Here is a 15,920-nt window from a genome sequence, read left to right as displayed (position 1 = left end):
GTCGGCGGAGCGGCCTCGGTCGATCCGTCGGCACACCGGGAGCCGCCGCATTCGGGTCCCCAATCAGGGTCGGGGCCAGCGGCGCAGGGGCCTGCGTCGGGGCGATGCGGGCTTCGTCACGGCCGAGACGGCGGTCGCCCTGCCGGCGTTGGTGCTGCTCGCCGTGATGCTGATCTGGGGCGTGCTCGCGGCGGGCGCACAGATCCGCTGCGTGGACGCGGCGAGCGTGGGTGCCAGGGCGGCCGCGCGCGGGGAGGCGGACGCCGCCGCTATCGCCCGTTCGGCGGCCCCGTCCGGGGCGGACGTGCAGATCGTGGTGGCGGCCGACACCGTCAGGGTCACGGTGGACGCACCGTCGTCGCCGCCCGGCCGGCTCGGCTCGCTGCTCTCGGTGCGGCTGGGCGCGGCGGCCGTGGCGGCACGGGAGGACACCCTGGCGGGTGGCGGAGGCGGTGGTGGCCCGTGGCCGCCCTGAGGCGGGCTGCGGCCGGGCTTGCCGCAGCGGTGCGGAGGGTGGCGCGGGTCCGCACCGCCCGGGCGCCTGCGGGGCGCGGGGCCGACGCTGGGTCCGCGACGGTGTGGCTGGTCGCGTTCGCGGTGCTCGGGTGCGCAGCGTTCACGGCCACGCTCGCGGTGGGTGCGGTGGCCGGCGCCCGGCACCGGGCGGAGTCCGCCGCCGACCTGGCGGCCCTCGCGGCCGCGGACCGGCTGCTGCTGGACGTGGACGGCGGTTGCGGGCGGGCGGCCGGGATCGCCGCCGCGCAGGCGGCCACCGTGGTCTCCTGCACGGTGGACCGGGAGGCGGACGCCGTCGAGGTGGTGGCCGAAGTGCCGGTCGGTGGGCTGCCCGTGCGGCTGCCGGTCGGACCGGCCCGTGCACGGTCCCGCGCCGGCCCGGTCCGCGCGACGGCTGCCGTGGCGGATGCCGCGACGTCCGCCACGGCAGCCGCCACGGTGGGTGCCGTGGCGGATGCCGGCCTCAGTGCGACGGCGGGTGGCTCATGAGTCCTCCCCGGTCTCGGCGGAGGCGTCGGCTTCCGCCGCCTCCTCTGCCACCTCCCGGGCCGCCTCCTGAGCCTCCTCCGCCGCCTCCTGGGCCGATTCCCGGGCCGGCCGGGTCGCGGCCCCGGCTTCGCTCGGCGCCGTCGGGGCACCGGCGAGCAGGATGTCCAGGAGTCGGACGGCGGCCGCCTTGTCCAACGGGTCGTTGCCGTTGCCGCATTTGGGCGACTGCACGCACGAGGGGCACCCGCGCTCGCACTCGCAGGCGGCGATCGCCTCCCGGGTGGCCGTCAGCCACTGGACGGCCCGCTGAAAACCGCGTTCGGCGAACCCGGCCCCGCCGGGGTGGCCGTCGTAGACGAACACGGTGGGCAGCTCGGTGTCGGGGTGCAGAGGCACCGAGACGCCCCCGATGTCCCAGCGGTCACAGGTGGCGAACAGCGGCAGCAGCCCGATGGAGGCGTGCTCGGCGGCGTGGGCGGCTCCGGGCAGCTGGTCGGGCGGGATGTCCGCGTCGAGGAGCTGGTCCTCGGTGACGGACCACCAGACCGCCCGGGTGCGCAGGGTGCGGGGCGGCAGGTCGAGCTTGGTCTCGCCCATGATCTCCCCGGTGGAGATCCGCTTGCGGAGGTAGCCGACCACCTGGTTGACCACCTCCACCGAGCCGAAGCTGAGCCGGCCTTCGCCCCAGTCGACGGAGGTGTCGGTGGAGAGTACGGAGATGGAGGTGATGTCCCGGGCGGCCGTCGTGTACGGCGGGTCGGCCGGCTCGACCAGCGCGACGGAGGTCTCCAGGTCGAGTTCGCGGACGAGGTAGCTGCGCCCCTGGTGGAGGTGGACGGCTCCGGTGTGGACGGTGGTGTGGGCGGCGGAGGCGTCCACCGTGCCGAGCAGCCGCCCGGTCGGGGCCTCGACGATCTGCACCGGGCTGCCGCCGCTGCCGCGCAGGTCGACTGCGTCAGCGGCCCGTTCGCGGCGGGTCCAGTACCAGGCCTCGCCACGGCGGCGGAGCAGTCCGCGGCGTTCCAGGACGGGCAGCAGCGGGCCGGCGGAGGGGCCGAACAGCTCCAGGTCGGCATCGGTGAGCGGCAGTTCGGCGGCGGCCGCGCACAGGTGCGGGGCGAGCACGTGCGGGTTGTCGGGGTCGAGCACGGTGGCTTCGACGGGTGTGGCGAAGAGCGCCTCGGGGTGGTGTACCAGGTAGGTGTCCAGCGGGTCGTCGCGGGCGATCAGGATGGCGAGCGCGCCCTGGGCCTCGCGCCCGGCCCGGCCGGCCTGCTGCCAGAGCGAGGCCCGGGTGCCGGGGTAGCCGGCCATCAGGACGGCATCGAGGCCGGAGATGTCGACGCCGAGTTCGAGAGCGGAGGTGGAGGCGAGGCCGAGGAGCCGGCCGGTGTGCAGGTCGCGTTCGAGGGCCCGGCGTTCGTCGGCGAGGTAGCCGCCGCGGTAGGCGGCCACCCGGTCGGCGAGCGGTCGGCCGAGCTGGTCCTGGGCCTGCAGCGCGACGAGTTCGGCGGCGCGGCGGGAGCGGACGAAGACGACGGTGCGGGTCTGCCGCTCGACCAGGTCGGTCAGCAGGTGGGCGGCCTCGGCGGTGGCCGTCCGGCGGACGGGTGCGCCGTGCTCGCCGACGTTCTCCGTGAGCGGCGGCTCCCAGAGGCCGAAGAGCATCGGGCCGCGCGGCGAGGCGTCCTCGGTGACCGCCTCGGCGGGTACCCCGGTGAGCCGGTGGGCGGTGGCGGCCGGGTCGGCGGTGGTGGCCGAGGCGAGCAGGAAGGTGGGCGAGGAGCCGTACCGGGCGCAGATCCGGCGCAGCCGCCGCAGTACCTGGGCAACGTGCGAGCCGAAGACGCCCCGGTAGCTGTGGCACTCGTCCACCACCACGTAGCGCAGCGTTTTGAGGAAGGAGGACCAGCGGGCATGGGCGGGCAGGATGCCGCGGTGCAGCATGTCCGGGTTGGTGAGCACGTACGAGGCGTACTGGCGGACCCACTCGCGCTCCTCGGGCGGGGTGTCGCCGTCGTAGAGGGCGGCCCGGACCCGGGGCGGGGCGAGTTCGGCGGCCCGGCGGCGCTGGTCGGCGGCGAGCGCCTTGGTCGGGGCCAGGTACAGCGCGGTGGCGCCGCGGCCGTTGCGGGCCTCGGTGCCGTCCAGCAGGTCGCTGAGCACCGGGGCCAGATAGCCGAGCGACTTGCCCGAGGCGGTGCCTGTGGCGATCACCACAGAATGGCCGCTTTTGGCCAGATTCATCGCTTCTGCCTGATGGGCCCAGGGCTGTTCCGCGCCAAGCTCCCGGGCGGCGGTCACGATCTCGGGCCGGATCGAGTCGGGCCATGGCGAATAACGGGCGGCTCGGGCGGGAAGGTGCTCCGTATGGGTGAGCCGGTCCGACCGCCCCCGGGTGGTGGACAGGGTCGTGAGCAGTGCCTCGGGCAGGCTGTGACGGGGCGGCATGAGGACCCAGTGTGTCACCGGCGTGACGGAGAATCGTTGTAAGCCATCGTGCGGGCATGGTCGCAGGTGGTTGAATGTGGCCGTGACGGCCGTACGGCCGGGGGTCGCAGCGCTGAGGCTTGCCACGCGTTGGCTGGGCGTGCCCGGGGCTCGCGACCATGCGGTGGCGGCCGTCCGGCCGAAGATCGCAATGACGTAGCAAGGCAAGGTGCTGGAGGTTCCGTGGACCTGTCCCTGTCGACCCGTACAGTCGGCGATCGCACGGTCGTCGAGGTTGGCGGCGAGATCGATGTGTACACCGCCCCGAAGCTGCGTGAGCAGTTGGTCGAGCTCGTCAACGACGGCAACTACCACCTCGTCGTCGACATGGAGGGCGTGGACTTCCTCGACTCGACCGGTCTGGGCGTGCTGGTGGGCGGTCTGAAGCGAGTGCGGGCCCACGAGGGCTCGCTGCGCCTGGTGTGCAACCAGGAGCGCATCCTGAAGATCTTCCGTATCACCGGCCTGACCAAGGTCTTCCCGATCCACACCTCGGTGGACGACGCGGTCAACTCGACCGACTGACGCGGCCGGGCCGGCCTCTGTGCCGGTCCGCCCGATCCATGCGTCCGGGTGCGCCGGGGCCCTCGTGGCCCCGGCCGCCCCGGCCGCCTCAGGGCCGGTGAGACCGGCCCGCGGGGCCGCATGCCCGGCCCCGGTCGGACACCCCGAGGGGGAGAAGATGGCAACCGTCGAACTTCGATTCAGTGCGCTTCCCGAGCATGTGCGTACGGCCCGGCTGGTCGCCGCGGCAGTCGCGAGACGAGCGGGGGTCGACGAGTCGGTGCTCGACGAGGTGCGGCTCGCCGTGGGTGAGGCGTGCTCCCGTGCCGTCGGTCTGCACCAGCGCGGTGGCGTTACCGGTGCGGTCCGGGTGGCGCTCACGGACCAGGAGAAGCGTTTCCTCATCGAGGTCGAGGACGAGGCGGGCCCCGCCAGCGTCCCGGCTCCGGGCGCGGCCGCAGGGGCCGATCCGGACGAGGACACCCTGGGCCTCGCGGTCATCACCGGACTGGTCGAGGACCTGGAGGTCACCAGCGGCTCCGGCGGTGGCCTGATCCGGATGAGCTGGCCGGTCTCGGTCGACGCCGTGGCGGTCTGACCCGGGCCTCGGATTTTCCGAGTCCGAGGTCGCTCGTCTCCCCGGTCCCTGAGGCCGCTCGTTTTCCTGCTCCCGAGGTCCCGGATGGTCCAATTCCCGGGCGTGCTTTGACAAATTGTTGATCCTGGCGGTTCGCTGCTCTCGGCACGACCGGGTCCGATCGGTGATCGGACCTGTCGTAGAAGAGGGAATCCATGCGGATACGCATTCTGTGGCCGGCCGGTCAGGCGACCGCCACGCTGGCGGCCACGCCCACCTCCGAGCTGCTCTGGGCCACACTGCCGATCAGTTCGTCGGCGAACACCTGGGGCGAGGAGGTCTATTTCGACACCCCGGTCAGCGTGCTGCGGGAGCACGACGCACGGCAGGTCGTCGAGCCCGGCACGGTGGCGTTCTGGACGGACGGCGACAGCCTCGCGCTCCCGTACGGTCCGACGCCGATCTCGCGGGACGGGGAGTGCCGGCTGGCCAGCCCGTGCAACATCCTCGGCGAGCTGGACGGCGACGCCCAGGTGTTGCGTACCGTCCGGCCGGGCGATCCGATCCGGGTCGAGCGGGCCTGACGCGCGCTTGAACCCGGGCCTGATGCGCCCGTCAGCCGGGCCTGAAGCGTGCTCGAACCGGGCCCGCACGGGTTCCTTGAGCCCGCTCCGCACCGGCTCTGCACCGGTTCCGCACCGGCTCTGCACCGGGGTGGCGCCCGGGCCCCTCCCGGGGCCGTACCGGGCCGGGGCCGGTGCGGGGGCGGGACGGGGGAACCGGGGGCGGGTCGGCGGCCGTGTAGGTTCGCAGTTCGACGACCGAAGACGACCGAAACCGAAAGGCTTCTCCCGGTGAACAAGCGACTGCTGGCCGTACCCGCGCTCGGCGCGCTGCTTGCGTTCGGCGCCGTCGGCTGCGGCGACGACAACAGCAAGCAGCTGGAGTCCTGGGCGACCAGCGTCTGCGGCGCGGCCAAGGACCCGATCGCCCAGGCGCAGGCCGCGCTCTCGGACACCGGGCAGGTGAAGACCGGCGAGGCTCCGGCCGACCTGCAGAAGCGCCTCTCCGCGGACATCGGGCGGCTGGCCAAGACCAACCAGGACATCGCCGCGGCCATCGACTCGGCCGGGGCACCCAAGGTGGATGACGGCGCGACCCTGCAGAAGGACACCGTCACCGAGCTGAACAAGGCGGCCGACGGCTACCTGGACGTCCAGAAGAAGCTGGACGGGCTGTCCAACACCGACCAGGCGAAGTTCGCGGACGGGCTGCGCAGCGTCGCCGACCAGGTGCAGCAGCTGGCCTCGCTCTCCACCCAGGCACAGGCCAAGCTCCAGCGCGGCGAGCTCGGTGCCGCGATGGCCAAGCAACAGGGCTGCAAGCCGGGCGCGGCCGCCGCGGCGCCGACCGCGGGGGCGAGCGGCTCGTCAGGCGCGGGCGGCACCCCGGCGGCCGGCGACGCGACCGGTACGCCCGCGCCGGGCTCGACGGATCCGGCGAGCCCGGCCGCCGGTGCAACGCCCACGGACGCCGGTGGCACGCCGGCCCCGTCCGCCTCAGCCACCCCGTCCAGCCCGGCGCCCTCGGTGAGCTGACGCGGGCGCTGCGCGCCAAGCTCCGGAGCACCACGCCCCTGTCGGCCCTCGGCCGGCGGGGGCGCTTCCGCTGTCGGCGCCATGCCGGGAGCGGTGCCCGCAGCGGACCGGTGCCTGCGGCGGACTCGCGGACCCGGGGACCCCAGGGGGCCGGTGCCTGCGGCGGACTCGCGGACCCGGGGACCCCAGGGGACCGGTGCTCACGGCGGACCGGGCCCGCGTCGGGCGCCCGAGCGGGCGGGCGTGCCCCGCGGCCCGGGGGACAATGGCGGGGTGATCAGTAGCCCCGTTCTCGACCCGACCCGCCTCGCCAAGCTGCGCGAGGCGCTGCTCGCCGCCTCGTTCACCGCCGACGGCTGCCTCGACCTGCTCGGGCCCACCGGGTACGCGGCGCTGGCCCGCAGCGAGGCGGTGCCGGCACTGCGCGCGACCCGCGGGGGCAGCCCGCTGGAGACGCTGGTACGGCTGTTCCTGCTCCAGCAGCCCGTGCCGTACCGGGCGGCCGCCGCCGCACTGCCGGTCGAGGACTGCCTGGCCGACGGCTGGCTGCGCCCGGACGGCGATCTGGTGCGGGCCACCGTGGACATCCGCCCGTATGCCAACGAGGTATCCGGGCTGCCGAGTTCGGACGCCTGGGTGGTCTCCGACCTGGGCTGCGCGGTCGGCGGTGCGGGCGGGATCGGCTCCGGCGAGACCGCCCACGGCGTGGCCCGCAAGGACCTGGTGCTCGGGGTGGGCGGCGCGTCCACCACGCTGGCCAACATCACCGTGCGCAGGCCCGTCCGCGCCGCCCTGGACCTCGGTTCGGGCTCCGGTGTGCAGGCGCTGCACGCCGCCCGCCACGCCCAGCGCGTCACCGCCACCGACCTCAACGCGCGCGCACTCCGGTTCACCGAACTGACCCTCGCGCTCTCCGGTTTCGAGAACACCGACACCGCGGCCGGCAGCCTCTTCGAGCCGGTCGCTGAGCGCAGGTTCGACCTGATCGTCTCCAACCCGCCGTTCGTGATCTCGCCCTCGGGCCGGTTCACCTACCGCGACGGTGGGATGGCCGGTGACGACCTCTGCCGCAGCCTGGTCCGCTCCGCCGCCTCTCACCTGGAGCCCGGCGGCTACTGCCAGTTGCTCGCCAACTGGCAGCACGTCAAGGGCGAGGACTGGCACGAGCGGCTGGCCGGCTGGGTGGCCGGCACCGGCCTGGACGCCTGGATCGTCCAGCGGGAGGTCCAGGACGTCGCCCAGTACGCCGAGTTGTGGCTGCGCGACGGCGGGGACCACCGAGGCCCCGGCGGCGACTACCAGGCCCGGTACGGGGAGTGGCTGGACGCGTTCGAGGCGGGCCGGGTCGAGGGAATCGGCTTCGGCTGGATCACGCTGCGGGCGGGTGGCGCCGAGCGGCCGACCGTCCGGGTGGAGGAGTGGCCGCACCCGGTCGAGCAGCCGCTCGGCCCGCACATCGAGGAGTGGTTCGCCCGGCAGGACTTCCTGCGGACGCACGACGACGCCGGGCTGCTCGCGGCCCGGTACGTGCTGGCCGACGAGGTGGTGCAGGAGCAGGTCGGCGCGCCCGGGGCGGAGGACCCCGAGCACGTGATCCTCCGGCACAACCGGGGCATGCGCCGGGCCACCAAGGTGGACACGGTGGGTGCCGGGTTCGCCGGGGTCTGCGACGGGACGCTCTCGGCGGGCGAGATCGTGGACGCCATCGCGCAACTGCTCGGCGAGGACCGGGTGGTGCTGCGGGACCGGGTGCCGGAGTCGCTGCGGCTGCTCACCGAGCAGGGGTTCATCCAGCCGGCCGGCTGAGCACCCCGGCAGCCAGGGCCCGGACCCCGGCAGCCAGGGCCTGGCGACCCCCGACAGTCAGGCCCGGTGGCCCCGTCGGCCGGGCCGGCCCGAGTGCTGCCGGCGGCCCGGTTCATCCCTCCGTACCCCCTGGTTCGCCTGCCGGTCGGCGAACAGCTCTCCCCCGTTGGCCCCCGGCTGTGAAGCTCTGTCCACAGGCTGTGGACAGAGCTGGGGGCCGAGGGGTGGAGACGACGACGGCGACGGTGGGCGGCGCGGTGCTCGCGCTGTTCGGCGGCGCGCTGCTGCTCTGGTGCGCCGCCGAAGTACGCCTTCGCCACGTCGTGCGCCGCCGGGGCGTACCGGCGGTGGCCACCGTGGTTGCCGAGACGGACATCCACGGCGAACTCGACAGCGCGCCGTTGCTCACCTTCTCCGCGCCGGCCGCGATCGACGGCCCCGGCGCGGCACGCAGGGCCGAGGTGGTGCTCACCCGGCCGCGCGGCCACACCCCGTTGCGCCGCCCGCCGCGCTTCTCGCCCGGCACCTCCGTCCGTATTTCCTACGACGCGCGCCGGCCGGCCCGGGTGGTGCTGGCGGCGGCGGAGACCGGCGGGGTCGCGGTCTCGGATCTGCTGTGGACGGCGCTGGGCGCAGGCTGTCTGGCCGCCGGCACCGCCCTGCTGACCGCGGCCGCCGCAGCCCACTGACGGAGCTGCGGACCGGTCGTGGAGGCCGGTGTCCCGAACCGGCCACAGCGCCCGAATCCGGCCACCCGAACCTGGTCCGGCCACCCGGCCCGCTGCCGGGCCGGGCCGGGCCGGATCCGACCCGAGGCCGGATCGGCGCTGCCCCCGGACCACCCCCGGAGCACCCCCGGAGCACCCCCGGACCACCCCGGTGCCCCCTGTCACCAGCCCCGTCGCCGGGCGTCGATTTTCCGTTGACAGATTTTGAAATCCGTCATTCCATCCTTCGAAACCCGCCGAAGCCCCCCTCCACGGGGCGCGATCCTCCATCATCGGGTTACCGTTCGAGTGGCGTCGGTCGGCCTTGCCGGTGAAAAAGCAGGATCCGTCCGTTTGACAAGGGTGGCCGGGGTACGGTCACACTCCGCTGGTGGGGTCGTCGTTCAGCGGCAGCCCCGGGACGGTGGAGGGGTCGGGCGGAGCGCAGCCCGTGCTGCCAGCGCCGACCAGCTCACATAACGACCGGGAGAGAAGAGCGAAGGTGTCCCCGAGCAGCGAGACCGCGCACGGACAGCGACTCGTCATTGTCGAGTCGCCGGCCAAGGCGAAGACGATCAAGGGCTACCTTGGCCCCGGCTACATCGTCGAGGCGAGCGTCGGGCACATCCGCGACCTGCCCAGCACGGCGGCCGAGGTCCCGGACAAGTACACCGGCGAGGTGCGCCGCCTCGGCGTGGACGTCGACCACGACTTCGCCCCCATCTACGTGGTCAACGCCGACAAGAAGTCCCAGGTCAGCAAGTTGAAGTCGCTCCTCGCGGAGTCCGACGAGCTCTTCCTCGCCACCGATGAGGACCGCGAGGGCGAGGCCATCGCGTGGCACCTCCAGCAGGTGCTCAAGCCCAAGGTGCCGGTGCACCGGATGGTGTTCCACGAGATCACCAAGTCGGCGATCCAGGAGGCCGTGGCCAACCCGCGCGAGCTGAACCAGCGCCTGGTCGACGCCCAGGAGACCCGCCGCATCCTCGACCGCCTCTACGGCTTCGAGGTCTCGCCGGTGCTCTGGAAGAAGGTCATGCCGAAGCTGTCGGCGGGCCGTGTGCAGTCCGTCGCGACCCGGCTGGTGGTCGAGCGCGAGCGCGAGCGGATGGCGTTCCGCAGCGCCTCGTACTGGGACCTGGTCGGCACCTTCGGCACCGGCCGCACCCCGGCCGACGCCGCAAACCCGGAGACCTTCGGCGCGCGACTGTCCGCCGTGGACGGCAAGCGGATCGCCAGCGGCCGCGACTTCGGTTCGGACGGCCGCCTGAAGGCCGGCAGCACCAACACCCTGCACTTGGACGAGCAGGCCGCCCGCGCGCTGGCCGCCGCCCTGGAGCAGACCGCGTTCAGCGTCCGCAGCGTCGAGTCCAAGCCCTACCGCCGCTCGCCGTACGCGCCGTTCCGCACCACCACGCTCCAGCAGGAGGCCAGCCGCAAGCTGGGCTTCGGCGCCAAGCGGACCATGCAGGTGGCCCAGAAGCTGTACGAGAACGGCTTCATCACCTATATGCGTACCGACTCGACGACGCTCTCGGACACCGCGATCGCCGCCGCCCGCGCGCAGGTCACCCAGCTCTACGGGGCCGACTACCTGCCGGACGCGCCGCGCACCTACGCCAGCAAGGTCAAGAACGCGCAGGAGGCGCACGAGGCCGTCCGCCCGTCCGGCGACCGCTTCCGCACCCCCGCCGAGACCGGCCTGAGCGGCGACGACTTCCGGCTGTACGAGCTGATCTGGATGCGTACCGTCGCCTCCCAGATGAAGGACGCCGTCGGTCAGTCGGTCACCGTCAAGGTCGGCGGCCGCGCGGCTGACGGCCGGGACGCCGAGTTCTCGGCCTCCGGCAAGATCATCACCTTCCACGGCTTCCTCAAGGCCTACGTCGAGGGCGCCGACGACCCGAACGCCGAGCTGGACGACCGTGAGCGCCGGCTGCCGCAGGTCGCCGAGGGCGACCCGCTGGCCGCCGACCAGCTCACCCCCGAGGGCCACGCCACCAAGCCGCCGGCCCGCTACACCGAGGCCTCGCTGGTCAAGGAGCTGGAGGACCGGGAGATCGGCCGCCCCTCCACGTACGCCTCGATCATCGACACCATCATCGGCCGCCGCTACGTCTTCAAGAAGGGGACGGCGCTGGTGCCGTCGTTCCTCTCGTTCGCCGTGGTCAACCTGCTGGAGAAGCACTTCGGCCGGCTGGTCGACTACGACTTCACCGCGAAGATGGAGGACGACCTCGACAGGATCGCGGCCGGCGAGGCGAAGTCCGTGCCGTGGCTGAAGCGCTTCTACTTCGGTGAGGGCGAGGGCCACGCGGCCGGCGGTGCCGCCGAGGCCGGCAACGGCGACGGCGACCACCTGGGCGGCCTGAAGGAGCTGGTCACCGACCTCGGCGCGATCGACGCCCGGGAGATCAGCTCGTTCCGGATCAGCGACGACATCACCCTGCGGGTCGGCCGGTACGGCCCGTACGTCGAGCGCGCCTCCGCCGTCGAGGGCGAGCCCGGCCAGCGCGCCGACATCCCCGACGAGCTGCCGCCGGACGAGCTCACCGTCGAGCTGGCCGAGGAGCTGCTGGCCAAGCCCAGCGGTGACTTCGAGCTCGGCCAGGACCCGGTCAGCGGCAACCTGCTGGTCGCCAAGGACGGCCGGTACGGCCCGTACGTCACCGAGATCCTGCCCGAGGGCACGCCGAAGACCGGCAAGAACGCCGTCAAGCCGCGAACCGCGTCGTTGCTGAAGTCGATGGCGCTGGACACCGTCACCCTGGACGACGCGCTGAAGCTGCTGTCGCTGCCGCGCGTGGTCGGGACGGACCCGGAGGGCGTGGAGATCACCGCGCAGAACGGCCGCTACGGCCCGTACCTCAAGAAGGGCACCGACTCGCGCTCGCTCACCAGCGAGGAGCAGATGTTCACGGTCACCCTGGAGGAGGCCCTGGCCATCTACGCGCAGCCGAAGCAGCGCGGCCGGGCCGCCGCCGCGCCGCCGCTCAAGGAGCTGGGCACCGACCCGGTCAGCGAGCGCCCGGTGGTGGTGAAGGACGGCCGGTTCGGACCGTACGTCACCGACGGCGAGACCAACGCCACGCTCCGTAAGGACGACGAGGTCGAGACGATCACGCCCGAGCGCGGCTACGAGCTCCTCGCCGAGAAGCGGGCGCGCGGGCCGGTGAAGAAGACGGCGAAAAAGGCCCCGGCGAAGAAGGCCACCGCGGCCAAGAAGACGGCGACCAAGACCGCGGCGAAGAAGACCGCCACGGCCAAGACCGCCGCCAAGAAGACGACCACGGCCAAGACGGCGACCGCCAAGAAGACGGCGGCGAAGAAGACGGCCGCGAGCAAGACCGCCGCCACCGACGAGGGCTGACCTCTCGCCGGCGGCACCGGGCCCGCGTCTCCCCTCCGGAGGCGCGGGCCCGCGGCCGTCGAAGGAGGGGCCGGCGGTGTCGGTGGAGGGGCCCGCTGACCTCTCGGTGGAGGGCCGCCGTCTTCGAAGGAGCGGTCAACGAGCTGTGCGGGGTGCGTCACAACCCTGCAATGACAACGATCCGGAAGGCCGCTCACCCTTTTGCGGCAACCGCCGACCGCTACGCTGACCGTATGACGAGCGAGGAGCAGCCCACCCCCAGCGCCGCCGCGGCCGCCAGAGCCGGCACGCCCGAGCTGCCCGAGGTCGCGCCCGCCGGCACCCCCGGCGAGCGGGCCCGCGCGCTGCTGCGGCTGCGCCCCTACCGCCGGCTCTGGACCACCCAGCTGATCGGCGGCACCGCCGACCGGCTCGGCCTGTTGGTGCTGCTCGCGCTCACCGTGATCGCCGCCGCGCTCGGCGGGCAGTTCGGTGACCTGCCGCGCAGCCTCGCCTTCGCGGTCGCCGCCGTCATGGCCGTCCGGCTGGCCGCCACCGTCCTGGTCGGTGCCGCCCTGCTCGGCCCGGTGCACGGGCTGCTCAACGGGAAGCTCGACCGGCGCTGGACGATGCTCGGCGCCGATCTGCTGCGGGCCGTGCTGATCGGCGTCGCGCCGTGGTGGATCGTCTGGCTGGGCTCCGGCGCCAAGCCCTCCGGCACCGCGACCTACCTGCTGCTCGGCACCGTCTTCGTGACCGGTGCCGCCGAGCGGGTCTGGGCCATCGCCAAGGCCGCCGCCGCCCCGGCGCTGCTGCCGCCGGCCAACCCCTTCGCGCCCGCCGCCGAGCAGCGCCCGTCCGCCGCCAACCTGGACACCGTCCGGACGCTGGACCGGCGCACCGGCTGGGCCACCGTGCCGCTCGCGGCGGCCGCGCTCGTCGCCCTCACGCTGCTCAACAACATCTTCGCGGCGGCCGGCTCGGACTGGCTGCGCGCCCACCAGACCACGTTCGCCGCGCTCGGTGCGGCCGTGCTGTTCGCGGTCTCGGCCGTCCGGATCTACCAGCACGAGCTGCCCGGCGGTCCGGTCTCCGCCGCCCCGCACTCCCCGCTGCAGGGCCTGCGCGCCCCGACCGATGCAACCCCCGGGCCCGCGCTGAGCAAGGGCCGCACCGGCTCCGCCCCGTACTTCACCTTCGCGGTCGCCGCGGCCTACGCCTCGATGGCCGGGGTCGCCGCGCTCGCGCTGCTGACCGCTGCCGAGCACCGGGCCGGGCCGATCGGCTACGGCCTGCTGGTCCTCGCCGCGGCCGGCGCGCCCGCGCTCGGCGCCCGGCTCACCCGCGTCACCCTGCCCTCGCTCTCCCGTCGCCGGCTGCTCGCGCTCGCCCTGCTGGCCGAGGGCGTCGCGCTGATCCTGGCCGGCCTGGTGCTGGACTTCGTCCTCGTCCTGCTGCTGACCGTGCTGGCCGGCCTGGCCGCCGGCATCGTGATCTCGGCCGGCCGCACCCTGCTCGCCCAGGAGGTCGAGGAGGCCCGGCTCCCGAAGGTCGACGAGCACCTGTACGCGGTGCTGCGGGTCGTCGTGGGCGCCGCGCTGGTGGTCGTCCCGCTGATCGCCGCCGCCTACGGGGACGTCCAGTACGGGACCGTCGAGCCCGGCTCGTTCACCTTCATCCACGGCGGCGCGGCCCTCGCGGTCGCCACGGCCGGCCTGCTGACCCTGGTGCTCGCCGCCGTGGTGCTGCTCAGGACCGACGACCGGCGGGGCACCGCCCCGTTCGCCCGTGACCTGGTGGACGCCGTCCGCGGCGCGGCCGGGCCGGCCCCGCACCGCACCACCGGCACCGGCTTCTTCATCGCCCTGGAGGGCGGCGACGGCGCCGGCAAGTCCACCCAGGCCCAGGCGCTCGCCGAGTGGATCCGGGGAAAGGGCCACGAGGTGGTGCTCACCCGCGAGCCCGGCGGCAGCCCGGTCGGCCAGCGGCTGCGCGGGCTCGTCCTGGACGTCGGCAACACCGGCCTGTCGCACCGCGCCGAGGCGCTGATCTACGCCGCCGACCGCGCCGAGCACGTCGAGAACGTCATCCGCCCGGCGCTGGCCCGCGGCGCGGTGGTGATCACCGACCGGTACATGGACTCCTCGATCGCCTACCAGGGCGCCGGCCGTGATCTCGCTGCCACCGAGGTGGCCCGGATCTCGCGCTGGGCGACCGGCGGGCTGGTGCCCGACCTGACCGTCGTCCTGGACGTCGACCCCACCAGGGCCCGGGAGCGCTTCACGGAGGCGCTGGACCGGCTGGAGTCCGAGCCGACCGAGTTCCACCAGCGGGTCCGGTCCGGCTTCCTCGCCCTGGCAGCCGCCGACCCCGCGCGCTACCTGGTCGTCGACGGCAGCCAGCAGCCCGGCTTCGTGACCACGGCGATCCGTCACCGGCTCGACCGCGAGCTGCCGCTCTCCGACCAGGAGAAGGCCGCCCGCGCCGAGCAGGAGCGGCTCGCCCGCGAGGCGGCGGAGCGTCGTGCGGCCGAGGAGGCGCAGAAGAAGGCCGAGGCGGAGGCCGCCGAGCGCAAGCGGCAGGAGCTGCTGGAGCAGCTCCGGGCCGAGCAGGCGGAGAAGGAGCGACTCGCCAAGGAGGAGGCCGAGCGCATCGCCGCCGAGGCGGCGCGCAAGGCTGCCGAGGAGGCCCGCCGCAAGGCGGAGGAGGAAGCCCGCCGGCGTGCCGAGGAGGAGGCCAGGCAGCGCGCCGCCGAGGAGGCCCGGCTCGCCGCAGAGGCGGCCGAGCGCAAGCGGCTCGCCGACGAGGCGGCCGCCCAGGCGGAGCTCCAGCGGCAGCGGGAGCTGGCGCGCGAGGAGCAGCGGCGGCGTGCCGAGGAGGCGCTGCAGCGTGCCGAGGAGGCCCGGCTGGCTCAGGCCGCGGCGCTCGCCGCGGCGGCTGCGGCGGCCGAGAGCGCGGCCGACCGGGCCGACCGGGCTGACCGTCCGATGCCGGGCGATGCGGTGACCACCGAGCTGCGGATGGTGAAGGACCCGGACGACGCCACCCAGGAGATCTCCGAGCGGGACCGCCGGGCGGCGGTCCGGGCGGCGGAGGCGGGCGGTGCGGCCGCTGCCGGTAAGAGCGAGGCCGACGCGACGGCGAAGCTGCCGGTCGTTCCCGCCGCTCCGGCGGACGAGACGGCCGTGCTGCCCCGGGTGCCCGCGGCGGACCGGACCGAGGTACTGCCGCGGGTCGAGCCGGCCGGGCCGGCCGACCGGGTGCCGCCGGGCCTGTGGCGGGACGACCGGGACGACCGCGCCGGGCAGGCCGCGTCGGAACGGCCGGTCGACACCACCCGGGAGCTGCCGGTGGTCGAGGAGACGCAGCAGACCCCCGAACCGCGTCCGCGGCCGTCCTGGGCCGAGGAGACCCCGATGGACGACCTGCCGAGCCTGACCGACACCCTGCTCGGCTCGCGTGACGAGTGGGCCCGTTGGGATCACACCGGCCCGGCCGAGCAGGGCCCGCAGGACCCGCGCCTCGCCTACGGCGGCGACGCGGCCGGTCACGGCGGCGTGGACGGCGGCGGCCAGGCCGGCCAGAGCGGTCCGGACGACCAGGGCGGCAAGGGCAAGGGCCGACGCTGGCGGCGCCGGGGCTGACCCGGCCGGGGACGGAAGAGTCAGGACGGTCCGGGACGGACACCTCGGAAGCCCGGGACGGACGGCTCAGGACGGCCCGGGGGGACGGCTCGGGACGGGCTCCGGGAGAGACGGCGGGCGGTGCGGCCGGGGCGTTGCTCCGGCGGCACCGCCCGCCGTCGTACCGGGCACGTATGCTCGACCGCGGGGAGCGGAGACCGGGCCGGGCATGAGCACCGGGGCGGTCCGCACGAGGCAGTC

General features: G+C 74.4%; 11 protein-coding genes. 10 read left to right on the top strand and 1 reads right to left on the bottom strand.

What is annotated here, in order from left to right; genetic code table 11:
- Positions 1-22 precede the first annotated feature (22 nt).
- Together ACZ5WK_RS14825 and ACZ5WK_RS14820 are read left to right on the top strand one after the other, a co-directional pair.
- Positions 23-475, top strand: a complete 453-nt coding sequence (locus ACZ5WK_RS14825; RefSeq protein WP_465547810.1) for a TadE family type IV pilus minor pilin — start codon at positions 23-25, stop codon at positions 473-475.
- Positions 463-1,005: an Rv3654c family TadE-like protein gene (locus ACZ5WK_RS14820; protein ID WP_465547723.1), complete on the top strand. Its 543-nt coding sequence runs from the start codon at positions 463-465 to the stop codon at positions 1,003-1,005. Before ACZ5WK_RS14825 ends, ACZ5WK_RS14820 begins: the two co-directional genes overlap by 13 nt.
- Here the strand turns inward: ACZ5WK_RS14820 and ACZ5WK_RS14815 are convergent.
- Positions 1,000-3,456, bottom strand: a complete 2,457-nt coding sequence (locus tag ACZ5WK_RS14815) for a DEAD/DEAH box helicase (RefSeq protein ID WP_465547722.1) — start codon at positions 3,454-3,456, stop codon at positions 1,000-1,002. The two genes, ACZ5WK_RS14820 and ACZ5WK_RS14815, sit on opposite strands and share 6 nt — an antisense overlap.
- Before the next feature lie 222 nt (positions 3,457-3,678).
- Between ACZ5WK_RS14815 and bldG the strand changes: the two genes are divergently transcribed.
- The 8 genes from bldG (at position 3,679) to tmk (ending at position 15,680) form a co-directional block, all read left to right on the top strand.
- Positions 3,679-4,020, top strand: a complete 342-nt coding sequence (gene bldG / locus ACZ5WK_RS14810) for an anti-sigma factor antagonist BldG (RefSeq protein WP_148644090.1) — start codon at positions 3,679-3,681, stop codon at positions 4,018-4,020.
- Between the two features lie 157 nt (positions 4,021-4,177).
- Positions 4,178-4,597 carry an ATP-binding protein gene (locus tag ACZ5WK_RS14805; RefSeq protein ID WP_396322055.1) on the top strand — a complete coding sequence of 140 codons (420 nt, stop codon included), beginning with the start codon at positions 4,178-4,180 and terminating at the stop codon, positions 4,595-4,597.
- A 194-nt stretch (positions 4,598-4,791) separates the two neighbouring features.
- Complete coding sequence (locus ACZ5WK_RS14800) at positions 4,792-5,160, top strand: cyclophilin-like fold protein (RefSeq protein WP_465547721.1); 369 nt, start codon at positions 4,792-4,794, stop codon at positions 5,158-5,160.
- Between the two features lie 270 nt (positions 5,161-5,430).
- Positions 5,431-6,174: a small secreted protein gene (locus ACZ5WK_RS14795; RefSeq protein ID WP_465547720.1), complete on the top strand. Its 744-nt coding sequence runs from the start codon at positions 5,431-5,433 to the stop codon at positions 6,172-6,174.
- Positions 6,175-6,447: 273 nt separating this feature from the next.
- Positions 6,448-7,980, top strand: a complete 1,533-nt coding sequence (locus tag ACZ5WK_RS14790; RefSeq protein ID WP_465547719.1) for a DUF7059 domain-containing protein — start codon at positions 6,448-6,450, stop codon at positions 7,978-7,980.
- A gap of 224 nt (positions 7,981-8,204) precedes the next feature.
- Positions 8,205-8,669, top strand: coding sequence for a hypothetical protein (locus ACZ5WK_RS14785; protein ID WP_465547718.1), 465 nt, complete (start codon positions 8,205-8,207; stop codon positions 8,667-8,669).
- 520 nt (positions 8,670-9,189) lie between these two features.
- Positions 9,190-12,057: a type I DNA topoisomerase gene (gene topA, locus ACZ5WK_RS14780; protein ID WP_465547717.1), complete on the top strand. Its 2,868-nt coding sequence runs from the start codon at positions 9,190-9,192 to the stop codon at positions 12,055-12,057.
- A 233-nt stretch (positions 12,058-12,290) separates the two neighbouring features.
- A complete protein-coding gene (gene tmk, locus ACZ5WK_RS14775; RefSeq protein ID WP_465547716.1) occupies positions 12,291-15,680 on the top strand; it encodes a dTMP kinase in 3,390 nt (1,129 codons plus the stop codon).
- The last annotated feature ends 240 nt before the right edge of the window (positions 15,681-15,920 follow it).

The sequence above is a fragment of the Kitasatospora sp. NPDC032757 genome (assembly GCF_055579305.1).
The sequence above is the reverse complement of the archived record's forward strand: the minus strand, read 5'-3'. Positions and strand labels throughout refer to the sequence as shown.

What these genes read in the sequence shown, in the direction of transcription:
- ACZ5WK_RS14815 (WP_465547722.1), bottom strand. Translation starts at nt 3,456, where the DNA reads ATGCCGCCCCGTCACAGCCTGCCCGAGGCACTGCTCACGACCCTGTCC.
- ACZ5WK_RS14800 (WP_465547721.1), top strand. Translation starts at nt 4,792, where the DNA reads ATGCGGATACGCATTCTGTGGCCGGCCGGTCAGGCGACCGCCACGCTG.
- tmk (WP_465547716.1), top strand. Translation starts at nt 12,291, where the DNA reads ATGACGAGCGAGGAGCAGCCCACCCCCAGCGCCGCCGCGGCCGCCAGA.
- ACZ5WK_RS14805 (WP_396322055.1), top strand. Translation starts at nt 4,178, where the DNA reads ATGGCAACCGTCGAACTTCGATTCAGTGCGCTTCCCGAGCATGTGCGT.